Source organism: Oceanisphaera sp. W20_SRM_FM3 (assembly GCF_052119705.1).
In the GTDB taxonomy this organism is placed as follows: domain Bacteria; phylum Pseudomonadota; class Gammaproteobacteria; order Enterobacterales; family Aeromonadaceae; genus Oceanimonas.
The window spans coordinates 35,910-60,249 of the sequence record NZ_JBGQOP010000017.1 but is presented as its reverse complement, the minus strand read 5'-3'; the positions used below and the strand labels follow the sequence as shown (position 1 = coordinate 60,249).

General features: G+C 49.6%; 22 protein-coding genes. 11 read left to right on the top strand and 11 right to left on the bottom strand.

The features are described from left to right. Positions 1–3 precede the first annotated feature (3 nt). The 3 genes from pssA to ACEN2G_RS10255 all read left to right on the top strand — a co-directional run bounded on the left by pssA (position 4) and on the right by ACEN2G_RS10255 (position 5,264). Entirely contained in the window at positions 4–1,353 is a 1,350-nt protein-coding gene (gene pssA / locus ACEN2G_RS10265; RefSeq protein ID WP_442021398.1) for a CDP-diacylglycerol--serine O-phosphatidyltransferase, read from the top strand. 431 nt (positions 1,354–1,784) lie between these two features. After that, positions 1,785–3,857, top strand: a complete 2,073-nt coding sequence (gene recG, locus ACEN2G_RS10260) for an ATP-dependent DNA helicase RecG (RefSeq protein WP_442021397.1) — start codon at positions 1,785–1,787, stop codon at positions 3,855–3,857. Positions 3,858–4,439: 582 nt separating this feature from the next. Further along, positions 4,440–5,264: a DUF2628 domain-containing protein gene (locus ACEN2G_RS10255; RefSeq protein ID WP_442021396.1), complete on the top strand. Its 825-nt coding sequence runs from the start codon at positions 4,440–4,442 to the stop codon at positions 5,262–5,264. Between the two features lie 171 nt (positions 5,265–5,435). Here ACEN2G_RS10255 and ACEN2G_RS10250 read toward each other — a convergent pair whose 3' ends face one another. After that, positions 5,436–5,639 carry a hypothetical protein gene (locus tag ACEN2G_RS10250; protein ID WP_442021395.1) on the bottom strand — a complete coding sequence of 68 codons (204 nt, stop codon included), beginning with the start codon at positions 5,637–5,639 and terminating at the stop codon, positions 5,436–5,438. A 211-nt stretch (positions 5,640–5,850) separates the two neighbouring features. Between ACEN2G_RS10250 and ACEN2G_RS10245 the strand changes: the two genes are divergently transcribed. Further along, on the top strand, positions 5,851–7,890 hold the full coding sequence (locus tag ACEN2G_RS10245) for an AsmA-like C-terminal region-containing protein (RefSeq protein ID WP_442021394.1): 2,040 nt from the start codon (positions 5,851–5,853) through the stop codon (positions 7,888–7,890). Positions 7,891–8,896: 1,006 nt separating this feature from the next. On the opposite strand, the gene ACEN2G_RS10240 is transcribed toward ACEN2G_RS10245, so the two are convergent. Beyond that, a complete protein-coding gene (locus ACEN2G_RS10240; RefSeq protein WP_442021393.1) occupies positions 8,897–10,066 on the bottom strand; it encodes an endonuclease/exonuclease/phosphatase family protein in 1,170 nt (389 codons plus the stop codon). Positions 10,067–10,134: 68 nt separating this feature from the next. Between ACEN2G_RS10240 and ACEN2G_RS10235 the strand changes: the two genes are divergently transcribed. The 3 genes from ACEN2G_RS10235 (at position 10,135) to ACEN2G_RS10225 (ending at position 12,080) form a co-directional block, all read left to right on the top strand. Then, complete coding sequence (locus tag ACEN2G_RS10235) at positions 10,135–10,476, top strand: DUF3634 family protein (protein ID WP_442021392.1); 342 nt, start codon at positions 10,135–10,137, stop codon at positions 10,474–10,476. An 81-nt stretch (positions 10,477–10,557) separates the two neighbouring features. Next, entirely contained in the window at positions 10,558–11,235 is a 678-nt protein-coding gene (locus ACEN2G_RS10230) for a hypothetical protein (RefSeq protein ID WP_442021391.1), read from the top strand. 167 nt (positions 11,236–11,402) lie between these two features. Continuing rightward, on the top strand, positions 11,403–12,080 hold the full coding sequence (locus tag ACEN2G_RS10225; protein WP_442021390.1) for a cytochrome b/b6 domain-containing protein: 678 nt from the start codon (positions 11,403–11,405) through the stop codon (positions 12,078–12,080). A 106-nt stretch (positions 12,081–12,186) separates the two neighbouring features. Here ACEN2G_RS10225 and ACEN2G_RS10220 read toward each other — a convergent pair whose 3' ends face one another. The 4 genes from ACEN2G_RS10220 to ACEN2G_RS10205 all read right to left on the bottom strand — a co-directional run bounded on the left by ACEN2G_RS10220 (position 12,187) and on the right by ACEN2G_RS10205 (position 14,662). Next, a complete protein-coding gene (locus ACEN2G_RS10220; protein WP_442021389.1) occupies positions 12,187–12,762 on the bottom strand; it encodes a YceI family protein in 576 nt (191 codons plus the stop codon). 28 nt (positions 12,763–12,790) lie between these two features. Continuing rightward, the gene (locus ACEN2G_RS10215; protein WP_442021388.1) at positions 12,791–13,312 is read right to left on the bottom strand and encodes a cytochrome b; all 522 of its coding nucleotides are present in this window, start codon (positions 13,310–13,312) and stop codon (positions 12,791–12,793) included. A 253-nt stretch (positions 13,313–13,565) separates the two neighbouring features. Then, on the bottom strand, positions 13,566–14,027 hold the full coding sequence (locus tag ACEN2G_RS10210) for a c-type cytochrome (protein ID WP_442021387.1): 462 nt from the start codon (positions 14,025–14,027) through the stop codon (positions 13,566–13,568). Positions 14,028–14,137: 110 nt separating this feature from the next. Further along, positions 14,138–14,662 (bottom strand): lipocalin family protein, encoded by a 525-nt coding sequence (locus tag ACEN2G_RS10205; RefSeq protein WP_442021386.1) that lies wholly within the window; start codon positions 14,660–14,662, stop codon positions 14,138–14,140. Positions 14,663–14,859: 197 nt separating this feature from the next. Between ACEN2G_RS10205 and ACEN2G_RS10200 the strand changes: the two genes are divergently transcribed. Further along, positions 14,860–15,816, top strand: coding sequence for a cation diffusion facilitator family transporter (locus ACEN2G_RS10200; RefSeq protein WP_442021385.1), 957 nt, complete (start codon positions 14,860–14,862; stop codon positions 15,814–15,816). Between the two features lie 52 nt (positions 15,817–15,868). Here the strand turns inward: ACEN2G_RS10200 and ACEN2G_RS10195 are convergent, their stop codons facing one another. Genes ACEN2G_RS10195 through ACEN2G_RS10185 form a run of 3 tightly spaced genes read right to left on the bottom strand, consistent with a single transcriptional unit; the run spans position 15,869 to position 17,548 of the window. Then, positions 15,869–16,417 (bottom strand): DUF1415 domain-containing protein, encoded by a 549-nt coding sequence (locus tag ACEN2G_RS10195; protein WP_442021384.1) that lies wholly within the window; start codon positions 16,415–16,417, stop codon positions 15,869–15,871. Between the two features lie 34 nt (positions 16,418–16,451). After that, positions 16,452–16,883, bottom strand: coding sequence for a DUF3465 domain-containing protein (locus tag ACEN2G_RS10190; protein ID WP_442021383.1), 432 nt, complete (start codon positions 16,881–16,883; stop codon positions 16,452–16,454). 29 nt (positions 16,884–16,912) lie between these two features. Next, the gene (locus tag ACEN2G_RS10185; RefSeq protein WP_442021382.1) at positions 16,913–17,548 is read right to left on the bottom strand and encodes a DUF3047 domain-containing protein; all 636 of its coding nucleotides are present in this window, start codon (positions 17,546–17,548) and stop codon (positions 16,913–16,915) included. Positions 17,549–17,659: 111 nt separating this feature from the next. Here ACEN2G_RS10185 and ACEN2G_RS10180 point away from each other — a divergent pair, with 111 nt between their 5' ends. Both ACEN2G_RS10180 and ACEN2G_RS10175 read left to right on the top strand, forming a co-directional pair. After that, positions 17,660–18,019 carry a DUF2946 family protein gene (locus ACEN2G_RS10180; protein WP_442021381.1) on the top strand — a complete coding sequence of 120 codons (360 nt, stop codon included), beginning with the start codon at positions 17,660–17,662 and terminating at the stop codon, positions 18,017–18,019. A gap of 105 nt (positions 18,020–18,124) precedes the next feature. After that, positions 18,125–19,498, top strand: a complete 1,374-nt coding sequence (locus ACEN2G_RS10175) for a PepSY-associated TM helix domain-containing protein (RefSeq protein WP_442021380.1) — start codon at positions 18,125–18,127, stop codon at positions 19,496–19,498. A gap of 234 nt (positions 19,499–19,732) precedes the next feature. On the opposite strand, the gene ACEN2G_RS10170 is transcribed toward ACEN2G_RS10175, so the two are convergent. Beyond that, positions 19,733–21,538 carry an ABCB family ABC transporter ATP-binding protein/permease gene (locus tag ACEN2G_RS10170; protein ID WP_442021379.1) on the bottom strand — a complete coding sequence of 602 codons (1,806 nt, stop codon included), beginning with the start codon at positions 21,536–21,538 and terminating at the stop codon, positions 19,733–19,735. Between the two features lie 126 nt (positions 21,539–21,664). On the opposite strand from ACEN2G_RS10170, the gene zntB reads away from it, so the two are divergent. Next, positions 21,665–22,630 carry a zinc transporter ZntB gene (gene zntB, locus ACEN2G_RS10165; RefSeq protein ID WP_442021407.1) on the top strand — a complete coding sequence of 322 codons (966 nt, stop codon included), beginning with the start codon at positions 21,665–21,667 and terminating at the stop codon, positions 22,628–22,630. 143 nt (positions 22,631–22,773) lie between these two features. Here the strand turns inward: zntB and ACEN2G_RS10160 are convergent, their stop codons facing one another. Next, complete coding sequence (locus ACEN2G_RS10160; RefSeq protein WP_442021378.1) at positions 22,774–24,330, bottom strand: BCCT family transporter; 1,557 nt, start codon at positions 24,328–24,330, stop codon at positions 22,774–22,776. Between the last annotated feature and the right edge of the window lie 10 nt (positions 24,331–24,340).

Sequence of the window (24,340 nt, the reverse complement as noted above, 5' to 3'; positions counted from 1 at the left end):
TTTATGCCATTAGCTCATCATTACCGCACCCTATTGCACCGCCTGCCAAGCTTGGCGGTGAATGCAGACCAAATACAAATTTTGTATTCGGCACAAAGCTTTAAGCAAAGGTTGCTGGAGCTCATTGCAGCCGCACAACAACGCATCTATTTAGTGGCCCTGTATTTACAAGACGATGCAGCGGGCCGCGAAATTTTGACCGCCCTCTATGAAGCCAAACAAGCCGCACCGGAGTTGGATATTTGCTTGTTCGTGGACTTTCATCGCGCCCAACGGGGCTTGATCGGCCAAAAAGGCCAAGGCGGCAACCATAAGATGTACCAAGAATTTGCCGAGCGTTACGCCGAGCAAATTAATATTTACGGCGTACCAGTTAAAGGCCGAGAAATACTGGGCGTACTGCATTTAAAAGGCTTCGTGTTCGACAACACCTTGCTCTATTCCGGCGCCAGCCTCAACGACATTTACCTGCATCAAGAGGAGCGTTACCGTTTCGATCGCTATCACCAATTCAGCGATGCAGAACTTGCCGATACCATGGTCGATTATATGACGCGGCTATTTATGCAAAATCCGGCAGTGCCTTCTTTGCTGGAGTCAGCTATTCCCTCGGCTCGGCAACTACGCGGCGTGATCCGCCAATTTAAACCGCAGATGAAGCGCACTCAATATCAGTTTGCCAATGAAGAGCGCCAAGCCGGTCAAGTGGCAGTCACCCCTTTAGCGGGCTTAGGTAAAAGAGGCAATCGGCTCAATCGCATGATACGTACCGTATTGCGCAGCAGCGAACAACAGCTGTTTATTTGTACGCCTTATTTCAATTTACCCAAACCGCTGGCCAAAGACGTGCGCACCCTATTAAAGAAAGGCGTGAGCGTCACCTTAGTCATTGGCGATAAAACCGCCAATGACTTTTATATTCCACCCGATGAGCCATTTCGCACCATAGGCGGCTTACCTTACTTGTATGAAACTAACTTGCGCCGCTTTGCCCGCGCCCATCAAACGGCGATTTATCAGGGTAAGTTGAACATCATGCTCTGGCGCCATGAGCGCAATTCTTATCACCTGAAAGGCATTTTTGTCGATGACGACTTAGCGATCATAACCGGCAATAATCTTAATCCCCGCGCTTGGGGGCTAGATTTAGAAAATGGCCTGTTATTGCAAGATCCTGAGCAATTATTGCAACCCAGCTTTGCAGCAGAGAAAAATAATATTCTCGAACACTGCCAGCGTATCGAACATTTCTCAGAAATCGAAGAAATGACCGATTATCCGCTCCCCGTGCAAAAGCTGCTCAAGCGCGTACAACGCACCCGCGCCAATGTGCTATTGAAGAGATTGCTTTAACACAGCGCCAAGCACCTAGCTCAACACCAAACAAAACGCCGAACTCCCAGAGCTCGGCGTTTTTTTATTGGTCGCCTTACTGATGACCATCAGCCGCTCGCTTTGGATCTTAGTGACTAGAGTTATTTGCCACGGAAGGCACGGACAAAACAAGGAACAATAGTGATCAGTTCTGAATAAATTGGTGAGGGGTGAAGCGTAAAGAGTAAGAGGACGAGCCAACAGCGACGCCGATATAGGCATATTGCAAGAATGTAGTCGCGCGCTTTAGCCGCGAAAACCTACGCAGTAGGTTCTGATGCACCAAGCTAGCCCAAGAGTGGTGTTTATATGTTGGCTAGGCGCCTGATGCTAGGCGCTCGGCGCTGCTCTTCTGCCTTTTTCTTCGAGGCTTTGCTATTCTCTGTACATATTTACAGGGTGAGGCCGTTATGAATCTGGACAAGATGTCGCTCAGTCTGCTCAAGGGCGTCGGCGACAAGATGTTAGAAAAGCTGCAACGGCTCGGTTTGAGCACGGTGCAAGATTTGCTATTCCATCTGCCGCTGCGCTACGAAGACCGCACCCGCGTGCATGCCATTGCTGATTTGATGCCCGGCATGCACGTGTCTGTGATCGGTGAAATCGTCGATAGCAATATTAGCTATGGCCGCAAGCGCATGCTGTTATGCCGCATGCGCGACGACAGCGGCAGCCTGACGCTGCGCTTTTTCAACTTTGCCGCCGCACAAATGAGCAACCTGACCGCCGGCACTAACATTCGTGCCTTCGGCGAAATTCGCCCCGGCCAGCATGGCCTAGAAATTATCCACCCGGAATATAGCCTGCAGCTGGGCGACCAAGCGATAACGGGCGAAGCGAATCTCACGCCGGTTTATGGCGCCACCGAAGGCTTGCGCCAAATTACTCTGCGTCAACTCACCGACCAAGCACTTATCTTGCTCAAGCAAACGCCATTACAAGAATGGTTACCCAGCGGCTTATACGACAAACAAGTCAGCTTAAATGAAGCGCTGCAGTTATTGCACCGTCCGCCGGCAGGCGTGGATTTATTCACCCTAGAGCAAGGCTCGCATCCCGCCCAGCAACGCTTAATTATGGAAGAGTTACTGGCTCATAATCTTTCTGTACTCAAAGTGCGTGAGCAAAGCCAAGCTCATCAGGCGCGGAGCATGCGTTATCCCGAGCAATTAATGAGCGATTTTTTAGCGAAATTGCCTTTTACGCCTACCAATGCTCAGCAAAGAGTCGTAGCAGAAATCGCCCGTGACTTAGCCAAGCCGGTGCCCATGATGCGCCTAGTACAAGGCGACGTGGGCTCAGGTAAAACACTGGTGGCGGCACTGGCCGCACTACAGGTGATAGGTAATCAGGGCCAAGTAGCACTCATGGCGCCCACTGAACTGTTAGCCGAACAACACGCCAATAACTTTGCCGCTTGGTTGGCGCCATTAGGCATTCAAGTGGGCTGGCTGGCTGGCAAGGTAAAAGGCAAGGCCCGCGCCGAGCAGCTAGCGCGGCTGGCCAGCGGCGAAGTGGGCATGATAGTCGGCACTCATGCGCTGTTTCAGGAACAAGTACAATTTGATGCGTTGGAACTGGTGATTATCGATGAACAACACCGTTTTGGTGTGCATCAGCGTTTGGCACTGCGTGAAAAAGGCAGCCAAGGGGAATTTTACCCCCACCAATTGATAATGACCGCCACCCCTATTCCGCGCACCTTGGCCATGACCGCCTACGCGGATCTCGACACCTCCATTATCGATGAACTGCCACCGGGCCGCACACCGGTAACAACCGTCGCCATGCCAGATACCCGACGCGAAGAAATTGTGGCTCGGGTGCGAGAAGTTTGCCGTGAGCAAGGTCGCCAAGCCTATTGGGTGTGCACCCTGATTGACGAGTCGGAAGTATTAGAATGCCAAGCCGCTGAAGACACCGCCACCGAGCTCACCGCGCAATTGCCCGAATTAAAAGTAGGACTCGTGCATGGCCGGATGAAGCCCGCCGAAAAGCTTACGGTAATGGCGGACTTTAAGGCCGGCCACATAGATTTATTGGTGGCCACCACCGTCATCGAAGTCGGCGTAGACGTACCTAATGCCTCGTTAATGATCATCGAAAACCCCGAGCGCTTAGGCTTGGCACAACTACACCAATTACGCGGCCGCGTCGGCCGAGGTGCGGTGGCCTCGCATTGCGTGCTCTTGTATCACGCGCCGCTCACTAAAACCGCCAGCCAACGCCTAGGTGTGTTACGCGATACCAACGACGGCTTTATTATTGCGCAAAAAGACTTAGAAATTCGCGGCCCCGGCGAGCTTTTAGGCACCAAACAAACCGGCCTCACCGACTTAAAAATTGCCGACCTAATACGCGACCAACATCTATTACCGGAAATCCAACGCCTAGCCCGCTATTTAGCAGATAAACACCCAGAAATCACAGCCCCGCTGATCCGCCGCTGGCTGGGTGAAAAAGAGCATTATGGGAAGGTATGACTTTTTGTGAGGAGTAAAGGGTGAGGCGTGAAGGGGACAAGCCAACCCAAAATTAAACAGTTATTTTTGCCACAGAATACACGAGCGTGTGTTGAATTTTTCGTTATAAATGCTGAGTTAAGTTCACTCAATCGGGCAACATTCAACACTCACAATGCAACACTGTGTGTTTGTAGGCGAACGCTTGTCGTAGTTAAAGTGTCTCGCATTTCGCCGAAGGCGGAACGGGTTAAGACCTAACTTGGATCGGTAAGCAGAAAAATTTCAAACTACCAAAACTAAAGAGGCGTGCTTCTTGAAATGATGAGTAACAGCCTTTGGGCAGAGCACTACTACTCTTTCGACTCGGCGTGAATACAACGTATAGCTCCCCCTACTGCATCCGCTAGAAATATTGCATCAGCTTTATGACACAGTAACGACAACGTCTACGTAAAAATAGTTATTAAACTTTAAAAACCTCTCAAAAACAGTTAGTCTTTCGTACTAAAAGTTCCTACTTACTTTTTATACTTTAATGCGTTAAATTTTAACCGCGAAGATACATTTAAATAAACAACCTAAAAATATAAAGGATATTTTATGACCAAAGAAGACACTAATGAAAACAATTTCAGCACATTAGATGTAAATGAAAAGTGGAAGCTTAAATTTAACACATTAAAGAACATTGGAGCTGATGATAACTTTATATACAAGTGTATGAGCTCCACTGAATATAAAAACCTTCCATTTAAAGAGAAACAAAAAGTATCGTTTAATATTTTAGCCTTTCTCTTTGGTCCATTATATTACTTTTTCAAAAAAATGTGGTTGAAAGGTGCTGTAATATTAGGCGGAGTGTGGATTTTTGCATCTTTACTCACATTGGTAGAGGCTACAATTGGCATTATTTTGCCTTCTGTTTTTTACTGGATTCCGTCAGGAGTAGTTTGTGCCCAGTTAGCTAACTACGATTTTTATAGAAAAAAAGTACATAGCGAAAACATGTGGCAAGATATTCCATCTATATTTTCAACTAAGGTAGGCGCTATCGGATTTCCAGTGATTGCGTTTGCTGTACTTATTGGCATATCAACTCTGAGCCCTGCTTATATAGAAGAAACAAAAGCACAAACTCTTGCAGATGTAAGTGGCATTTGGCGTGCCGATAGTGGCGGAGAAGTTATCACCCTTTCTTTATTTGGCAAGAAGAAGTCAATTTCTGTTGATAACGTTAGGATCCCTGTAACCGTAAAATCAGTAGATTTAGATAATAACATAACCACTATTGGGTATAATCAAGCTGATGGTCAACACGTCTCTTGGGCTATACGTCAACATTTTGATACCGATGGTAGCTTTACATTAGGCCTAACACTACATGATGGCTCTCAAGAACATTTGTCTTTTATAAGAAGCTTATAATTAAGCAATACTATTATATTGTGACTGGTCCTTTCGTTAGTTCAGAAAGAAACTGCTAACAAGCCATCTCTATGGGATGGCTTGTTATTTGGCCTATATGTAGTGTGCCTGGCTAGCACAATAAACAGAAGAAAGCAGACAGGGATAGTTATTATCAAAATTAATTATTTTTTAGCCAAGATGCACTTTGACTAAAAATTCAGCAATGCATGCTGACAATCCAGCAAAGCTGGTGCTTTGCATATCACCAAAGTCTTTTTCCATGGCTTTAGCTTCATTAGCGGCTGCAGACGCACCAATATTATTAAACCAGCCTTTTCTGAGCTGATCTACCTTTTCAAACAACAGGCCATTTTCGGTGACGGTGACAGTCATAGATAGCTCCTCCCAAATAGAAAGGTCAAAAGTTCTCAATACATCCGAAGGGATGCGCAATGACGCAGAGTTACCACTTTTTTGATTTGTACTTTCATATTATGTATCTCTCATGAGGCATACAAACTTTCATTTTTCACCCTGTACATAGGTTTCCCTCATGCCTGCTGGCTATGTATGATGTAAGTCTCGGATTCTAAAGGGATGGAGCATGAAAAAGCTGGCCAAATATCTGCTATTTACCTTGCTTGCGTTACTGCTTGCCGCTTGGTTGTTGCTAACGCTGTTTGATGCCAATCGTTTAAAGCAGCCAGTGTTGGCTTGGCTGAATGAGCACACGGATCTCGACGCATCCATTGGCAACATCAGCTTTAATCCACTGCATCCGCATACCTTGCTGGCAGAAGATGTACGCTTAGGTGAGTGGTTTAATGCCCGCCAAGTATATGTGCAACTGGAAACCCTATCGCCCTTATCTGGCCAAACGCGTATTGCCACCCTAGATCTTATTGATGCCAAGTTGCAGCTGGACGACGCCATCGAATTAGCGCTCCCAGATAATCTGGCCAACATTCATGTGGAAGAGCTAACCACCAAAAACTTGAGCCTAGACTGGCAAGGTTGGCAGGCGAAAGGCGCGGATCTTACATTGCGTGATTGGCAGCCAAGGTTAGATGGCCACTGGCAATGGGGCGCGGATGTTAAGTTAAACGGCCAAGCACGCCAGCTTACCCAACCTAATTTAGAGATGGCGCAACTGACCTTTCATGGCCAAGTGCGCCAACAACAGCTGCAACTCACCGAGTTAAAAAGCCGTTTATTCGATGGCTTATTCGAGTCTAATGTAATCGTAAACTGGCCCAAGCAGCAGCTGACGTTAAACGCCCCACAATTTAGCCGTAACCAACTGCAGTTTGAGCATTTGCCTGAACTCGCCTCAGGTTGGAGCTTACTGATCAATAAAGCCGTGCTCGATAAAGTGAGCATCACCAGCCCAGTGCTCACCAGCAATAATATCAGTGGCAAGCTGCGCTACCTTGATTGGGCGGCGGGCGGCTTGCCCGATGCCAGCGGTAAGTGGCAGGCGGATGAAGCCGTTATGGATTGGCTGCGCCTCGATAAACACCAAGGTGAGCTGCTAAGCAGCAAACAACAGCTGAGCCTCAATATTAATGGCCAAGCCTATGAGGGCGACGTCACCTCAGAGCTGAGCTGGCACCCTGATGAAGGTCGCCTCGATATCGACTCGCTCGCGCTACACAATAACAAGTTTGTTTGGCAGCCAGAGATGAGCTGGCCATTACCTGAAACACGGTTGCATAAACTGAGCATCAATAATGGCGAGCTATTATCGCTGGACCCAAATTTACCGCTGTCTATTATCGGTGGTGAGCTGTTTGTTAACGATATTGCTTGGTCCGCTGGCCAATGGCGCGCGTTAAGTAAGCAAGCGCGAGCGGAAGCTAACTGGAATGAAGTGGCCTTTAATAGCTTAATTGTCCGCCAAGGCAAGACGAAGGCTAAGTTGGACGATACGCATCTGTGGCTAACTGAGCTTAGCGGTGACGCGCTGGAGGGCCAAATAGCGTTAAGCGGCAAGTTGAGCTTATATCCGCCTTACGTCGGTAAAGCGCAATTAATCGGCACAGCGTTGTCTTTACGCCCCTTATCACGTTGGTTGAAGGCGGATCGCAATTTTTCAGGCCAAGCTGATATTAATGCCGAGCTGAGTGGCGATCTTGAAGACAGGGCAAGCTGGCAAGGCCAAGTCACTTTGAGCGGTCAGGAGATATTTATCGAGAAATTTGGCTTAGATAACTGGCTCAGCCAGCGACTACGTGAAGATTATGCGCAAGCTAAAACAGTGGATGCCAAACTGGCGGCGCTGGATTTAAACCAAGGCGACAGCTTTATTGATCAGCTGGATTTACAAGGCCCGATTAGCCAGGGTCGTTGGCAGTTAGATGGCAGCGCGCTGCAAAGTGTGCGTTATTTATTGGCATTGCGCGGCGAAGTCGATTTAACCGGTGGTTGGCAGTTAGAGTTAGGCGCGATTAACGATAAGGGCTGTCGCGAACTGGCTATCACACTAGACGAAACTTGGCGCGCACCCAAGCTGACGCTGCATCAGCCCAAGCTCGTTAGCCCTTGTAAGCCTTGGTACCAAGGTAAAGTGCCCTACCCTAAATCCGGCTTATCTGGGGGCATATTAGAGGGTGTGCGATCGTTGCAACTGGATAAAGAGCTTTAACGGCAGCGGTAAGCCGTCAGCCTGTCACTTAGTCACAAGTATGTAAGACACTAAGAGGCCGTAGGCTTACCTCCGCCAACGCGCTAAGTAGTAGCTCATAACTTCTGTGGAATTTTCAGTCAATTTGCCTTTAAAAACTAGAACCTTATCTGCCACGACTCTTTGTTACGAGAGTCACGGAAGAACACGGAAAAATAGTGATAAGATCCGAAAGTGACCATCAATGGTAAGAGCTAACCACTAGGTCAGCAGCCGACGAGCTCTTACCATAAACTGATTACCAACAAAGCTCAGCCATGTTTCAGTAAACTAATCATCAATAAATTCAAAAAGATACATGAAACGACTCGTATTTTCGGTAAGAATATGGGACTCAGTTTGGTGTTTTGACCTTGTAGGGGCCAATTTATTCGGCCCGGTTTAGTGTTTTGGTCTAAATCTAAACCTCAATAACAGCTAGCAAAGCTGGCCAGCCGAAGTCCTCTTTATTAAAGAGACGGGCTGCTACAAAAGACAAACCAAAACAACGCGCATCATGGCTGAAGTTCATACGTAATCAGGTACCATAAAGGCATTTATCTTTTGTCGCACGTGAACTGCGCCCGTGACTCTCGTAAACAAAGAGTGCTCTTTTCCGTGGTAAAAAAAGTTCTGTTCCACATCAGTTATACCGTTCTACTTAACCCGTATTCCTACAACAGCAAGCTCTTATGCAGACAGAAAGGCAGAGAGCGTCGGCTCAGCCGACCATCCGCGCCAAGGCCGATAAATACTCCTGCCGTCTCGACATTCCCGCCATTGGCAGTCAGATGGCGCGGCTTGAGCCCTAATGGGCAGCTTGCTGCGTGTATCTTTGCTGGGTAATGGACCAAATATCCGGTGAATATTCGCAGCCGTTATCCAGCAAAGATGGCCTTAATCTACGATGAGTCGGAGGAGCGGTCGCGCTGCCTGATATCGCCATTAAGCACAACAAAAAGATGTGACTAAGAGACAGGCTATAAGCCTAGAGTTCGAGGTCGACCCATACGATGCGGTGATCTGAGCTGGCGCGCCGCTTAGGCCAACCCCGCGTATTCCAAAACAGCTCGGCATCAACGTTACTGGGCGCCGGCCAATACACTCCGCTGGCGACGGCATTAAGCCCGACACTGGGTAAGACATAATCCAGCCGCAACCCTTGGTTATGGGTCCAATACTTAGGTGATCCTTGGCGGGGTTGACGCAATTTGAGCGCAAAACCGCCTCTGGCAGCGGGCCGCAGTTCGCCCAAAGCCACGGCGCGATTTAGCAGGGGCTCTTGCAACAACCTTTGTATGGCACTTTGGTAACCATCACCATCGAGTGGATCGGCATTTAAATCACCCAAGATCACAAAGTCACTGCCGGTTGCTAAACCGCCTTTCTTACCCGCATCATCATACAAGTAGCCACTCTGTTCAGGCCGAATGTAGTCATGCCAGAGCCGCAACTCATCATGATTACGGCAGCTATTACGTCGCTCAAGCCCCTCATCTATAGGCGGTGCAGGATGACTGGCTAGCAGATGCAACACTCGTGCGTTGGGCAGCAATACCGGCAAGTCGAGGTGGTTTTTAGAAGACAGCGGCAAGATATCGAGCACAGGTTTTCGGTAGTAACTACCCTGCTCGGTTTGCGGCAACTTAGCGTCTGGCATATCGCGCCATAAAAAGTGGCGAAAGCTGCGCATCTGCTCAAACAACAATGGAAAGCGCGATAATACCGCCATCGCATACTGACCATGAAAGGCACCAAATCCTAAGCCATCTTGGGGCAAGCAGGGCGAGATCTCGCCGTGTAACGACGCTTTATCTGGATTTAAAAACTCTCTGTTTAACTCTTCTCTATTCAAAACAAGGGGCGCCAACGCACCGGTGTTGGTCGGCACTAAATAACGATGCGGATAGTCTATGCCCTGCTCGCCGACCGCCACATAATCTTGGCAAAACTGGGTTAAATGCGCGTCGCAGGCCGACTCACCATCATGATCAAATTCATTTAATAGCAGTATATCGGGCCGGATCCGTTGCAGAATATGCGCGAGATGACGAGCCTGAGAGGATCCTGCGGCTAACTCTGCAGCTAGCTGCCCCGGTCGACTTCTGTCCAGCGCGACGTTAAATGTCGCCAGACGAATTTTTAAGGGCTGCATCATGAGCGTTACTTGCCTTTAAGGTGCAAACTGTCATCATCTGGTCATGGAATGCTGTTTTCAAGGATGAGATGATGTTCAGCAGTGTATTGTGTATTGCGCTTATTTTATTTGCCCTGCTGCATGTGTTGCGCCGGCGCCAAGAGAGCTTTCGTATTCGTTTACAAGATACGCAGCTGACGGTGATCAGCGGCCAGCCACCGGCTGTTTTGCTACAATTTTGTCGGCAACTCACACTCGACATGCGCAGCATTAAAGGCAGTATTCGTGGCCTCAAAAAAGACGGTTTGATTGTACTAATTTGTTCGCACAGTATCCCAGTTGCCTACCGACAAGATATTTATTTATTTTGGCAGCAACAACCAAATACAGCCAAGACAGGCCTCAAGCAAGCTGTTGAGTCGCCTAAATAGCGCTTAATTCATGTTATTGTTCTTGACCTGAGCTTAATTTACCGCTTTGCTGAATACATTATTAATACATGAGGTTTACCGATGAAATTATATCCGCTACTACTTTGCGCCTTCTTGGCCGCCTGCTCTAGCCAAACTCCTTCGGATACGGCAAACAACACCAACAAACAAAGTAGTCAAAATGCTGCCAATAACGCATCAGATAAAATAGAACCGAAAGGCGAATTTGCCCAAATTGACATCTCTAAGTCTCAGCAAGCCATGGATGCCATTACGAGTGGCAAGGGCGAAACCATTAATACCATCTTAAAAGCGCCTAACGATTATGCGCCGCCTGTGTTGTATTTAATTTCAGCCATTATGTTTGATAACGACTATCAAGATCAGGCGACCTTTTGGTTTTACGCGGCACAACTACGAGCCCGCAGTGATGCCAATAAATCCGGTGATGAAACTGCGCATGCAGCAGTGAGCCAGCTCAACCAGCGCTTTGGCGCCAAGATCACGCCTTACTCCATGAGCAACCCTGAGCGTCTTCAAGCCATAGTCAACCAGACGCTAGAATGGGATGCTGAGCAAACCCGTAACTACGATGCGCGTTGGATTGCACTGCAGAGTAAAAATGTACTCACCGAAAGCACGGTAGACTTTGCTCCTAAGGACAAATGGTCAGAAATTGATGCGCTAACCCGCAACCAGTTTCGCCAAGGTTTAGAGCAGGCACTCGTTAAATTAAAGCAGCCCGCACCCGCTAACTAAGTCAGTTATAAGTACGTGGTGTGAGTAAAGTCCCGGCCTTGGTCGGGATTTTTTACATCTCATGTCGCGCCTTAACATCAGCCGACTTATCAATTTAAGCATTTACTTAAATAAACATCTGGCTCAGGGTAAAATGGCCTCCACTCAGTTCACTGGAGAATAGATACATGAGCGGCTCACACTCTAGCCCCATTAAAGTTTGGGATTGGTCGATTCGAGTTTTTCACTGGAGCTTGCCTCTACTACTATTCTTGCTTTGGCGCTCCGCAGGCGAAGATATGGAACAGCATATGCTGTTCGCACAAGCCCTGCTCGCGTTACTGAGTTATCGTATTATTTGGGGTTTTTTGGGCACGCCTTATGCGCGTTTTAGCCATTTTATCTATCACCCCAAGCATATTTTTCGCTATTTCTTGGCCAGCGCTAAACCCAATAAGCCTATTTACCTCAGCCATAATCCCGTGGGCGGCATTATGGTACTGATAATCTTAGCCACCTTACTGTTTCAGTTAACCAGTGGCTTATTTAGCAGCGACGATATTTTTTATGAAGGCCCTCTCTATAAGCATGTATCAAATGCCACCGCCGGTTTAATGACCTTTCTGCATAAGAGTTGGTTTTATTACGGCATTTTATTGATAGTCGGCCTGCATATATTGGCCATAGTGGCTTATCGCATCCGGGGTGAGGCGTTAGTCAAAGCCATGGTTACCGGTCATAAGTGCGTGGCGCCCGAGCGTGTGGCCGATGCACTGCCTAAGCACACGGCTTTTCCATGGGGGCGTTTCGTGGTGACACTGCCGCTGGCGGCACTACCGACTTGGTATTTGTTTTATTATCTCTAGGTAATAAGCCAGCAGCGATCAGCCCAAGATAAGCGCACAAAAAAACACCGAGCATCAGGCTCGGTGTTTTACTTACAGCTTCCGGCTTATCGCTGACAGCTTTCTTTTATTGCTTCACGCCTTCCAGAATAAACTCCAACTCCATGGTGGCGGCAGCCGGGCCTAGATCGTAATCAATGCCAAAATCACTGGGCTTAAGCGTCATTTCGCCTTCGAAACCGCGACGATAACCGCCCCAAGGATCCTTACCTGCCCCCACTTCTTCAATTTCAAACGCCACCGGCTTAGTCACACCGTGCAGCGTTAAGTCGCCCTTAACTTGATACTCGCCTGCATCCTCACCTTGAGTCACACTGGTGCTCTTAAAGCTGGCTTCAGGGAACCGCTTCACGTCTAAAAAGTCTTTGCTGCGCACGTGACGATCACGCTCTGCATGGTTACTGTCCACGCTACTGGTGTTAATGGTGATAGCCACGCTGTTGTTGGCCACATCATCTTCATCAAACACGAAGCTGCCTTTAAAGTCGTTAAAACGACCCACTACCCAGCTATAACCTAGGTGATTTATCTTGAAGTTAATTGAGGCATGCATGCCTTCGGTATCAACCACATAATTTTCTGGGGCGGCGAAAGCTGGGCTCGCCATCAACATGATAGCGGCGGCAATCAGCGTTTTTTTCATTATTCTCTCCTTGAAATAGACTGCGTAATTAAAGCATACGCTTGAGGGTGACATCTTTATCTAAGAAATGGTGCTTGAGCGCGGCTAAAGCGTGTAGCCCAGATAAGCCAATTAAGACCCATCCAGCATATTCATGCCATAAACCGGCCACATCTTCTTGGTTGGCAAAAGCCTTAATCAACACAGGAACATCAAACCAGCCAAAGAATGGGGCGGGCCTGTCATCGGCGGTAGCGATTAAATAACCACTAATAAATAAACAAAACATTAGTCCATAAAGCAGCCATACGGTTGCACTTGCCAGCATACGCTCCCATGGCTGATGGCTGCTTAAGGCTGGCGGTCGTTGAGTTGAGAAACGCACGACTAATCGCAGCAGCACTAACAACAGCAACAAAAAGCCCACGCTTTTATGCCAAAACGGCAGCACTTGATAGAGAGAGTCGTAATAGCTTAAGTTACGCATCCACAGGCCAACGGCGAATAGCCCGATAACCATAAGCCCGGTCAACCAATGCAAGATGCGCATTGAAATTGCATATTTTTGCATCTGATGTACCTCTGAAATTCTTACCGTATTCTGACTGAGCTTCGAACGATGCGATCCAATAACAGCACCTATCAAATACCCCAGATTTATCGCAATCTAAATATGCAGCCTGCTTATGTTTAGCATCTAACGGCCTATATCACTAATATCAAAAGCATTATTTATGATGGCGCGCAATTTTTAAAACATGCATTTTAAATACCCAATAAAAAAGAGCCCTTAGGCTCCTTTCAACATATATATAAAGCGCGTCTTAGTCGGCGCGGTAATCGTCGTGACAAGCTTTACAGGTCTTCAGCATTTTACCGACGGCAGGTTGGGCGGCTTTTCTATCAAAACCAGGCTCTCCTGACGCGGCAACCAGCTCCTGCAAAGCACTACCAAAAGCTTTACCTTTGTTGCCCATGCCTTCCCGATCATCCCAAGCAGCAGGCAGCATATTGCTGTCTTTCACGCCCTGAGTGGCTGGCACATAGGTCTCACCTAGCAATTTAGCCACGTTGGCCATGTTTAAGGTGCGTTCATGAAATTCCTTGGCGTCAAACTCAGTTTCACCCTTGGCCATGGCACCTATCACTTTTACTTGGGCGCTCATAACTTGATAGATGGACTGGCGATATTTAACCAAGTCTTCTGGTTTAAATAATTCAGCTTGGGCGAATGCAGAGCTAGCGAATACGCCACCAACCACTAACAGCGCAACTTTTTTCAGCATTATTTGCTCCTAATATTAATTATTTTTAATTCGTAATATATACGTTCATTAGCGCATTACGATAAACCATCAAATAACGCAAAGCCACCCATAAAACCCAAGGCTGGGGCTTAGGGCAATTGTTTTACCCAAATAAGCTGCTCGGTAGCAAAACCTAACGCCTTGGCTTTCGCTTCAAACTGAGCCTTAAGTTCCGGGCTTATGGTCGGGGTGCGCGCGAGCAACCATAAGTAGTCGTGGTTGTAGCCTGCCACGAACGCATATTGATAAGCGTCGTCCAATTCAAACACCACATAAGATCCATAAAACGGACCGAAAAAAGAGACTTTAAGATGCGCTTCACTGGGATTATTCACGAAATAGGCTTTACCTTCCGCCTCTTTAGGCTCGCCACTGCTTGCATCCACCCCGCGATTGAGCACCCGAATACCACCGTCATCACGCATCTTATACTCGGCGGCTACTTGCTCGAGCCCCCGTTCAAAGGAATGATCAAGACGGGCAATTTCATACCAAGTGCCCAAGTAGCGCTGGGCATCAAAGTTTGTTACCGGCGTCACGCCCTCCGGCTTACCAGTACAACCCGTCAATAAAACCGCTAATAAAGCCAACACACCTAACCGTAAGTCGCGCATAAGAATCCTTTAGGTTAATGAACTCCGATTTTCACGCCTCTAATTTAGCAAAAATTCACAGCCTTTATTCGTTACTTTAATAATGATATTACTGAGTGCATGCGCGCTAGATACCAGGCATATACAAGAAAATAGCGATAAGTGCTGCAGTCTGCAGTGATATTAACGGTCTGCATCGGCCATCATAAGGATGACTCATGAGTGAACATAGCCATAGCCATAGCCATAGCCATCAGCATGGGATGCCCACAGACAATCACAGTAAACGGCTGTGGTGGGCCTTAGGGCTTACGAGCAGCTTCTTAATTATTGAGGTGATTGGCGGCTTACTCAGCCAAAGCTTGGCCCTGCTTTCTGATGCGGCACATATGTTTACCGATACCGCAGCGCTGGCCATAGCGCTGGCAGCCATCCAAATTGCCAAGCGCCCCGCCGATCAAAAGCGCACCTTTGGTTATCATAGGTTTGAGATTTTAGCAGCGGCCTTCAACGCCTTACTGCTGTTTGCCGTAGCACTCTATATTTTGTATGAAGCCTGGCTTCGCCTTGCACAGCCGACTGAGATCAAGTCCACGGCCATGCTGGTGATTGCCGTCATTGGCCTAGGCGTTAATTTGCTGGCTATGTACTTACTGGTAGGCGGCCAGCAACACAGCTTAAATGTGCGCGGCGCCTACCTTGAAGTGCTGAGTGATGCGCTCGGCTCTGTGGGCGTGATTCTCGGTGCGCTGGTGATTATGTTCACCGGCTGGCAATGGGTAGATTCGGTGATTGCGGTGGCCATTGGTTTTTGGGTGCTGCCGCGCACTTGGATATTACTGCGCGCTAGCCTGAATATTTTGTTGGAAGGCGTGCCGACTAACGTGGACTTGGACAAAATAAATACCGATTTAAGCCAACTTGAGGGCGTACAAGAAGTGCATGACCTGCATGTGTGGGCGCTCACCAGTGGCAAGGCCAGCTTAACGGCACACTTAGTGATCCCTGAGCTGGATATGCAGCAAGTATTAGTGGCGGCCCGTGAACTCCTGGCTCATAAGCATCAACTGCACCATGTCACATTACAATGTGAGCGCGAACCTTGCGACATGGCCCATGCGGATACGCACTTGTTTTTAAAAAGCGGTCAGCGCCAACACGTCCATCAACATTAACCGCGCCTCGCCTTTATACGCTTATGCACTTATGCACTTATGCACTTATACGTTAGTGCTTACTGCAATTGGCCAGTAACTTAACGAAGAAATCTGCGCCTTTGCGCCGGGCAAATTCTACATTGCGCTCAGGAATGGACTCAGGGTTAGGATAATCGGTCAGCACCTGCGCCATGCTGGCTTCGCGGATCAAATGCAGGGTCGGGTAAGGCGAGCGGTTAGTGTAATTGGCCGCATCATCTTGGGCCTCGCCCTCGAAGCAATAGTCTGGGTGAAAGCTCGCCAGCTGATACTTACCTTCATAGCCTTGCTCGAGCAGCATGTCTTCTGCCAAGTCGACCAAGTCTAAATAAGCATAAAAGCCTTCAAAACCGCGCGGCAATATCACTAAGGTGGTTTCTATTGCAGGGTCTTGATCAAGCAAGGCGCATTCGGCTAGTAGCGCCAGCAACACGGCTTTAGGTTTATGCGCTGCAATCACCGCATAGCGAATACTGGCGCGCTCCACCTCGCGGCGAGCAAAAGGGCACAGGTTAAATTTCATGATCACCTGTTTCACCCAATTTTCGGTGTGTGCTATGTACTGATCTTGTTCTGACATGATTGAGTGCTCTTTTCAAATATCCAATGGCAGACTATTGATACCGTTTGCCATTGTGTTGCAGCCAGCCACCTAGATGGCGTCCTTTAGGATCGTGGTGAGTCCAGTGCACCACGCCGCCTTTTTTATTCCATTCATACTCACCGTAAAACGCCACCGTATCGCCGACTTTCAGGGTGTCGATCCGCGGTGCCAAATCGATATTATGGGCAATCAGCAACGTCTGACCACTCGGCAAGACCAATAAAAATCGCTGATGACGGGAGCCCTTATTGTCATCCTTTAGCAGACGAACCACTCGGCCACTGCCCTCTACTTGCACATCGCTCTGCCGGTTCTGGTACGCCTGCGCGAGCGGATCGGTGGCGGCCAGGGCGCTTGATAACACACTAAACAGTGGCGGGTTTTGAGGCAGGTTGCCGGCGAAGCCAAAGCATACCAGCAGGATAAGCAGAATTCTTTTCATCGGTGTTGCAACCTCGTTATGGAGCAATATCATTCGCGGGTAAATACCAAGCCCGTATAATAGCCGATGGCGCTGCTGTTGCTATTATCGGCGTCGCTCATAATGGCGACGGCGTCAAGATAACGAAAGTCTTTGCCGAACAGCCGCCGCAAATCCGCCTTGATATTGCGTTTTTCGCTTATCCAACCATCACCATCTTGGCGATTACGCAGCGCCCACATCATAGCTTTATCGCCGGCGAAGGGATTTGCCCAAGTCTGCCCCGCGTTAGCCTGCTGTGCCCAGACGTAGCTGATGGCTTTACTGCTCAGCCGAGTCCAGCCGTCGCGCACCACCACATAAACCCGCACCGCAAAATCGTCCCCCAACTTCGCGCGCTCCTTGGTTACGGTCGGAAATTGTTCTACTCGCCAGCGCCAGCTGAGCCAAGGAGTGGCATCCAGATCGATCCGTTGCTCATAGAAAAGACCCGACGCCGCCGCTCGGCTGCTGGCTCGCACCACCTGCTGCTGCAGCTGGGGGTCGAACACCAGCCGGTACTCGGTATCTCCGGCAAAGCGCTTGTGCTCCCAGCCAAGCATATCGGCCGGTGAAAGCTCCAGCGCCACCGCCTGCAGCGGCCACAGCACACACGCCATAAAAATCATGAAAATGCTATCTCTCATAACGGCTCCTTCACACCATTGCCTGTGCAAGTATAAGCCCCGCAGGCTCTGTCCATATTCTGACTTGACTGTTAAAGTGACGACTCATTTCAACAGGCTCGGGAATACCGGTTGCTGTACGCTTTTTATCATAGACACCGCCTTTCGGCCGCCTGGTTGGCTCTGTTGGCGACCCTGATGATTTATCTGGCGCCACCGATATCCCGTTACCTGCAGGCGCAGCATTCACCGCCAACGGCTGAGCACCGTACTCATCACTCTCACGACAGCGATATCCCCACCCACGACCATGCTAGCCACGATGCCTGCGGCTATTGTACCCTGCTTGGCCAACTGCTCTGGCTGACGCTGAGCGTGCCCCTGCTGGCTGCCACCGCGGCCTTGCTACGTTTTCGGGTTCTGCGCCTGTCATTCACCTCGTTTCGTCGGCCCAGGCCGCCCTTTCTGGCTCGGGCACCGCCTCGCCACTGACAACTCCGCCTGATACTGCCGCCTACAGCGGCTTTTGGTCTGTCCGCCTCGCCGGACAGACGCGCCTTGGTGTGCGCCCTGGGCGCCCCCTTAAAAGGAATTGTCATGTCATCACCAGATGTTGCCGCCACCGTGCGGCGCAAGCCGGGCTCAGCAAGCCTGACCGCTTTTTTGCTCCGGCTACATTTTTACATCGGCCTGTTTATCGGCCCCTTCATTCTCGTCGCCACCCTGAGCGGCGTGCTCTATGTACTCACCCCTCAGCTGGAAAGCCAACTTTACGCTGAGCAGCTGTTCACTGACTCGATCGGCCCGACCCGCCCGCTGGCCGAACAGATAGCGGCCGCCCGCGCCAGCCTGAACGGCGACGCAACCCTGACGGCCGTGCGCCCGGCGCCCGCTCCCGGCAGCAACAGCCGTGTTCTGTTCAGTCAACCTGAACTTAACGACGGCGAAAGTCTGGCGGTATTCGTAGATCCGGTCAGCCTAGAAATCAAGGGCCAGCTGGTCAGCTATGGCAGCAGCGGCATACTGCCGCTGCGCATTGTGCTGGACTATCTACACCGACACCTGATGCTAGGAGAGGCTGGTCGCCTATACAGCGAGCTGGCTGCGTCCTGGTTGTGGATTGCAGCCCTGAGCGGTGTGCTGCTGTGGTGGCGCAGCAGGCAGGCCAACCGCGGCCCCCGGCGTCGCCTGCGCCGCTGGCACAGCCTGATTGGCCTGTGGATTATGGCGGGCCTGTTGTTCTTCTCGGCCACCGGCCTGACCTGGTCCAAATGGGCCGGAGGCAATATCGACACCCTTCGCTCCTGCCTGAACTGGGTCACGCCCTCGGTCTCGCTGCAACTGACAGACCCCGCCGTGGCCGTGGATGAGCATGCAGGCCATCATGGGCACCCTGCTCAGCCAGCTCCCATGCCGATACCGATCAACCCGGCACTGTTCGATCCCGTACTCACCACCGCTCGGGCGGCCGGTATTGATGCCAACTTGCTGGAAATTCGCCCCGCTCAACAGACCGGCACCGCCTGGCTAGTGCGCGAGGTGGACAGATCCTGGCCCACCCAGGTAGACAGCGTGGCCGTCGATCCGCAGCAGATGCGCGTAACCAGCCGAGCCGATTTTGCGCAATTTCCATTGGTTGCCAAGCTGATCCGCTGGGGAATTGATGCGCACATGGGGGTCTTGTTTGGCCTAGCCAACCAGCTATTGCTGGCGGCTTTTGGCCTGGGTCTGCTGGTGATGATCTTACTCGGTTATCGCATGTGGTGGCGGCGGCGGCCGACTCCCGGCACGCTATTACTTAGTCAGGCCTGGCGCAGGCTGAACACCGCGAGTCGCATCGTTACGCTGGTGCTTGCCCTAACACTGGGGTTGGGCCTGCCGGTGATGGGCGCCAGCCTGCTGGTGTTTTTACTGATAGATATGCTTCGCTACCGGCTGGCCGCTAGCACCCGGCTCCACGAGCCGGTCTGATTCACTTATTACTAAAGCGGGCCTGGGCCCGCTTTTTTCACCTGTCGAAAGCAAGATTCCCCTGCACATGGCTCAGAGTGCCCACACGCCGTAACCGAAAACAACCAGCATCGTCAGATTACCTGCTACCGTCAGCCAGAATAATCGGCAAAACGACACTTGCTTTGATTTGTGCCTTAACCAGCGCTGCGCCAGCTAGGCATCCAGACAATGCTGTCCACCATTCCAGCGGCATCAATCTGGTGCATGCTGTTGCCGTTGAATATTCCACAGCTGGGCATAGCGACCTTGTTGAGCTAATAACTCATCATGGCTGCCTTGCTCCACTATGCGGCCATGATCCATCACTAAAATATGGTCCGCATCAACAATAGTGGATAAGCGGTGTGCTATTACTAGACTGGTTTGCCCCCGCGACACCTCGGCAATGGCCTGCAATATGCTTTGCTCGGAGCGACTGTCCAAGGATGAGGTGGCCTCATCAAATACTAAGATGGCGGGCCGTTTAAGAATGGTACGCGCAATCGCCACTCGCTGCTTTTCGCCGCCACTGAGCTTAAGGCCGCGCTCGCCCACCAGCGTGTCGACGCCTTCCGGCAAGCGGGTAATAAAATCGCTTAAATGCGCGAGGCGGATAGCTTCGAGCACTTCTGCATCAGAAGCATTAATGCGTCCGTAGCGAATATTGTCAAAGATAGAGGCGTTAAATAACACAGTATCTTGCGGCACTATGCCAATGGCTTGGCGTAGTGAGCTTTGCGTAATGTGGCGAATATCTTGACCATCAATCAAGATGCTACCGGCATCTACGTCATAAAATCGAAACAACAGCTTCACCAGCGTCGACTTGCCCGAGCCACTGGCGCCCACTATTGCCACTTTTTGCTGAGCGCGTACGCTAAAGCTCACCCGATCTAAAATCACTCGCTCAGATCCGTAGCCAAAGCTCACCTCGTTAAACTCAATGGCACCTTGGCTAATCGCCAGCTCGGTCGCCTCGATTGCATCATTAATCGCCGGTTTACGGCGCAGCAAGGCAAACATACGCTCCACGTTAGCCATGGAGCTTTTCATTTCTCGGTACACGAAGCCCAAGAAATTCAGCGGTAAAAATAGCTGCATCATAAAGGCGTTAATTAACACAAAATCGCCCAGCGTCATGGTGCCTGCCACCACATTCTTTCCAGCCAAGATCATCATCACCGTCATGGCGATGGCAATAATCAGCGCTTGGCCGCCATTGAGTGCAAACAAACTTAAGCGATTGTTGCGCCGTGCGATTTCCCACTCGGCCAAATCTTTATCGTAGCGTTCTGCCTCATGGTGCTCGTTAGTAAAATACTTCACGGTTTCAAAATTCAGCAGGCTGTCTACGGCACGGGTATTACTTTGCGAGTCGGCAAGATTAGCCGCGCGCACATAGCCGGTGCGCCAATCGGTGGCAATCACAGACCAGCCGATATAGAACACCACCGCCACCAAGGTGACCAGCGCAAACCAAATGGAATAGTTAACCAGCAACACGCCAATCACCATGGCAATTTCAAACAGCGTCGGCACTATATTGAACACCATGAAACGCAGCAGAAAACTGACCCCGGACACGCCCCGCTCCACATCGCGCGACAGGCCACCGGTATTACGATTTAGATGAAAATCCAGCTCCAGCCGATGCAGATGTCTGAATACCGTTAATCCGATGCGGCGCATGGTACGTTCGGTCACTCGGCCAAACAGCGCATCGCGAATTTCTCCCAGCAAGACGTTAGCTAGCCGCATTACGCCATAAGCCAATAATAAGCCTAAAGGTAAAACCAATATTTTAGCTACGCCGTCACTGGCCACGCCTTTATCTAAAGCATCAACTATGTGCTTCAAAATAAAAGGCAAGCCCACACTAGCCACCTTAGCCGCGACTAAGCACACCAATGCCAACGTGATACGCAACCGATATTCCAATAAATAAGGCAGTAGCGTGCGCAAGGTTTGCCAATTAAACCTGCTATCGCCCGCTTCAGGAGAAAAAGAACCGCGTCGCATGCATCAACCTAGATAAAAAAACCGGAATTCGCCTATGATACCCATTTGATCGCAATTAGTTGGCGATTAGTTAATATGTTTAACCGCAATAAAAAGACCGCCAAGCCCCACAAAGAAGAGACCAAGATGGAATTAGTGCCCAAGCAGAGCATCTATAGCTTACAACTCACCGGCGATGGTGGCATGACGCCGCTGCTGGCAGACAAGCCGTTATTTGATAATCATCCGGCTTGGTTACATCTAGATTACGGCCGACCTGAGGCGCAAAAGTGGTTGTTCAAAACGTCGTTATTAAACGAAGCAGCCCGCGAGGCATTATTAGGCCAAAGCAATCGACCTAAGTTACTGCGCTATGGCGACGGCCTGTTATTGGTGTTGCGCGGTATTAATCATAACGACCAAGACAAGCCCGAAGAAATGGTGGCACTGCGCATCTTTATTAATGCCCAGCTGATTATCAGCAGCCGCCGCCGGCCTTTATTGTCTGAGCAAGATGTCTATCAACAGTTACAAGAACAAGCAGGGCCAGTCAACACCGGCGACTGGCTGGTAGAAATGTGCGATACCTTGACCGACCGCGCCGGAGAGTTTGTCGACTCCTTACACGATGATATTTTGGCCCTCGAAGAAACCGTACTCGAAAATCAGCAGCCCGCCGGCGGCCACTTAAGCCGGATACGTAAGCAATTAATCTTAATCCGCCGTTACTTATCACCCCAGCGCGATTTAGTGGCACGGCTTGCCAGCGAAAAAATCTCTTGGCTTGAAGACGACGACCGCCGCCGTTTACTGGAGATCGCCGAGCGCTTGCGCCGCTGGTTAGATGACTTAGATGCTGGCGTGGCGCGCACCGCGATTTTGGCCGATGAAATTAATAATATGATGACGGCCGCCACCAACAGGCGCGCCTATCAGATCTCAATTTTGGCGTTATTGTTTTTACCCGCCACCTTTTTAACCGGTCTATTTGGCGTTAACTTGGCCGGCATTCCCGGCGCCGAGCACCCCTGGGCCTTTAGTATATTTTTTAGTCTGCTAGTACTGCTCGCCTTAGCCTTGGCTCTATGGCTAAAACTGAGACGCTGGTGGTAGTGGTGATAATGGCTGAAGCAAAAAAATCCCGGACTCTCGCAAGTCAGGGATTTTTAATAATACTCATGTGTAAGTAAAACTTAGAGCATTAGCATATTAACGCCCTCTCTCAGCTCAAGGGTCGGGCGTATCAATCATTAATCTTAGACTTCCTCGGTCAATATGGTGGTGCGCAAACTTTGTTTATCGTCTGCATTGTGCATGACAACCATGCTTGGCCCGTCTATTTCTTCTTTCAAGCCTTTGTAAGTGGAATAACACATTAATAGCATCAGTACCGACAACGGCAGTGCCGTGGCCACCAGTGCCGATTGCAAGCCAGACAAACCACCCGTCATCATCAACACCATCGCAATACCGGCGATCACCACACCCCAGATAACCTTGGTAGTGGTAGTGGGATTAGGGTTACCATTTTCACTGATCATACCCAATACGAATACTGCCGAGTTTGCCGAGGTAATAAAGAATATCAGTACCAACACCATGGCTAAAATGCTGAGGGAAGTACTCATAGGGAAATATTCTAAGAACTTAAACAACGCTGAAGTCACATCGGTTTTTACCGCTTCTGCCAATGCCACTTCACCTAAGTTTTGAATGATATGAATAGCAGAGCCACCCATCACCGCAAACCAAACGAAGGAACCCAGTGCGGGAATGAATACCGCGCCCATCATAAACTCTTTAATGGTTCTGCCTTTAGAAATACGCGCCACAAAGCTACCCACTAACGGTGCCCAGGCAATCCACCAGCCAAAGTAAAATAAGGTCCAGTTAGCAATCCACTTGCCGTCACCATACGGCTCGGTACGAAACGACATGCTGACAAAGTTTTGTGCATAGTCGCCAATACCCTGAAACAGCACTTTAAAAATGGTTTGCGTAGGACCCATGATCAGCACGAAGGCCAGCAAGGCAAAGGCGAGCAGCATATTCAGATTAGAAAGATGTTTGATAGCACCCTGCAAACCCGAGATGGTGGACGAGATATACACCACAGTGACCAGAGCAATGATGATGACCTGGGTGGTGGTGCTAATCGGGAACCCCCACAGTGAATTAATACCGCTATTTACCTGCAAGGTACCAAAACCCAGCGAGGTAGCTATGCCAATGACCACAGAAAGAATAACCAACACATCAATCCACTTGCCGATGGGGCCTCTTATTCTATCGCCGATCAGTGGATAAAAGACCGAGCTCAGTGAAGCTGGCAATTTTTTTCTAAATTGAAAGAACGCCAGCGATACGCCCACTAAGGCATAACAAGACCAAGCCGACACACCCCAATGCAAATAAACATACTGCATGGCAACTTTTGCCGACTGATCGCTAGAGCCAGCGCCAAACGGTGGGGCTATATAATATGAAACAGGTTCCGCAATGCCCCAAAATACCAGGCTAATACCAATGGAGGCACTGAATAACATGCCAATCCAAGTCGCCGTATTGTATTCGGGCCGATCCGTGTCATCGCCAAGCCGTATATGGCCAAACTTTGACATTCCTAAATACATACAAAATAAAAAGAAGATAAACACACTACCCAGAATAAACCAACCTAGGTTGTTATAGATAAAGCTGAGTGAACCATTGGAGAAACTCTCCAGTTTGTCAGGGATAAACACACCCAAGCTAATTAACATCAAGCTAAGAATTAACGATATATAAAATACCGATTTTTTGTGTTGCATCATCACACTTCTC

Coding starts and splice junctions, on each gene's coding strand:
- ACEN2G_RS10160 (WP_442021378.1), bottom strand. CDS start 24,330: ATGATGCAACACAAAAAATCGGTATTTTATATATCGTTAATTCTTAGC.
- ACEN2G_RS10175 (WP_442021380.1), top strand. CDS start 18,125: ATGTCATCACCAGATGTTGCCGCCACCGTGCGGCGCAAGCCGGGCTCA.
- zntB (WP_442021407.1), top strand. CDS start 21,665: ATGGAATTAGTGCCCAAGCAGAGCATCTATAGCTTACAACTCACCGGC.
- ACEN2G_RS10200 (WP_442021385.1), top strand. CDS start 14,860: ATGAGTGAACATAGCCATAGCCATAGCCATAGCCATCAGCATGGGATG.
- ACEN2G_RS10230 (WP_442021391.1), top strand. CDS start 10,558: ATGAAATTATATCCGCTACTACTTTGCGCCTTCTTGGCCGCCTGCTCT.
- ACEN2G_RS10240 (WP_442021393.1), bottom strand. CDS start 10,066: ATGATGCAGCCCTTAAAAATTCGTCTGGCGACATTTAACGTCGCGCTG.
- ACEN2G_RS10190 (WP_442021383.1), bottom strand. CDS start 16,883: ATGAAAAGAATTCTGCTTATCCTGCTGGTATGCTTTGGCTTCGCCGGC.
- ACEN2G_RS10250 (WP_442021395.1), bottom strand. CDS start 5,639: ATGACTGTCACCGTCACCGAAAATGGCCTGTTGTTTGAAAAGGTAGAT.
- ACEN2G_RS10185 (WP_442021382.1), bottom strand. CDS start 17,548: ATGAGAGATAGCATTTTCATGATTTTTATGGCGTGTGTGCTGTGGCCG.
- ACEN2G_RS10170 (WP_442021379.1), bottom strand. CDS start 21,538: ATGCGACGCGGTTCTTTTTCTCCTGAAGCGGGCGATAGCAGGTTTAAT.
- ACEN2G_RS10255 (WP_442021396.1), top strand. CDS start 4,440: ATGACCAAAGAAGACACTAATGAAAACAATTTCAGCACATTAGATGTA.
- ACEN2G_RS10210 (WP_442021387.1), bottom strand. CDS start 14,027: ATGCTGAAAAAAGTTGCGCTGTTAGTGGTTGGTGGCGTATTCGCTAGC.
- recG (WP_442021397.1), top strand. CDS start 1,785: ATGAATCTGGACAAGATGTCGCTCAGTCTGCTCAAGGGCGTCGGCGAC.
- ACEN2G_RS10215 (WP_442021388.1), bottom strand. CDS start 13,312: ATGCAAAAATATGCAATTTCAATGCGCATCTTGCATTGGTTGACCGGG.
- ACEN2G_RS10205 (WP_442021386.1), bottom strand. CDS start 14,662: ATGCGCGACTTACGGTTAGGTGTGTTGGCTTTATTAGCGGTTTTATTG.
- ACEN2G_RS10220 (WP_442021389.1), bottom strand. CDS start 12,762: ATGAAAAAAACGCTGATTGCCGCCGCTATCATGTTGATGGCGAGCCCA.
- ACEN2G_RS10235 (WP_442021392.1), top strand. CDS start 10,135: ATGATGTTCAGCAGTGTATTGTGTATTGCGCTTATTTTATTTGCCCTG.
- ACEN2G_RS10225 (WP_442021390.1), top strand. CDS start 11,403: ATGAGCGGCTCACACTCTAGCCCCATTAAAGTTTGGGATTGGTCGATT.
- ACEN2G_RS10195 (WP_442021384.1), bottom strand. CDS start 16,417: ATGTCAGAACAAGATCAGTACATAGCACACACCGAAAATTGGGTGAAA.
- pssA (WP_442021398.1), top strand. CDS start 4: ATGCCATTAGCTCATCATTACCGCACCCTATTGCACCGCCTGCCAAGC.
- ACEN2G_RS10245 (WP_442021394.1), top strand. CDS start 5,851: ATGAAAAAGCTGGCCAAATATCTGCTATTTACCTTGCTTGCGTTACTG.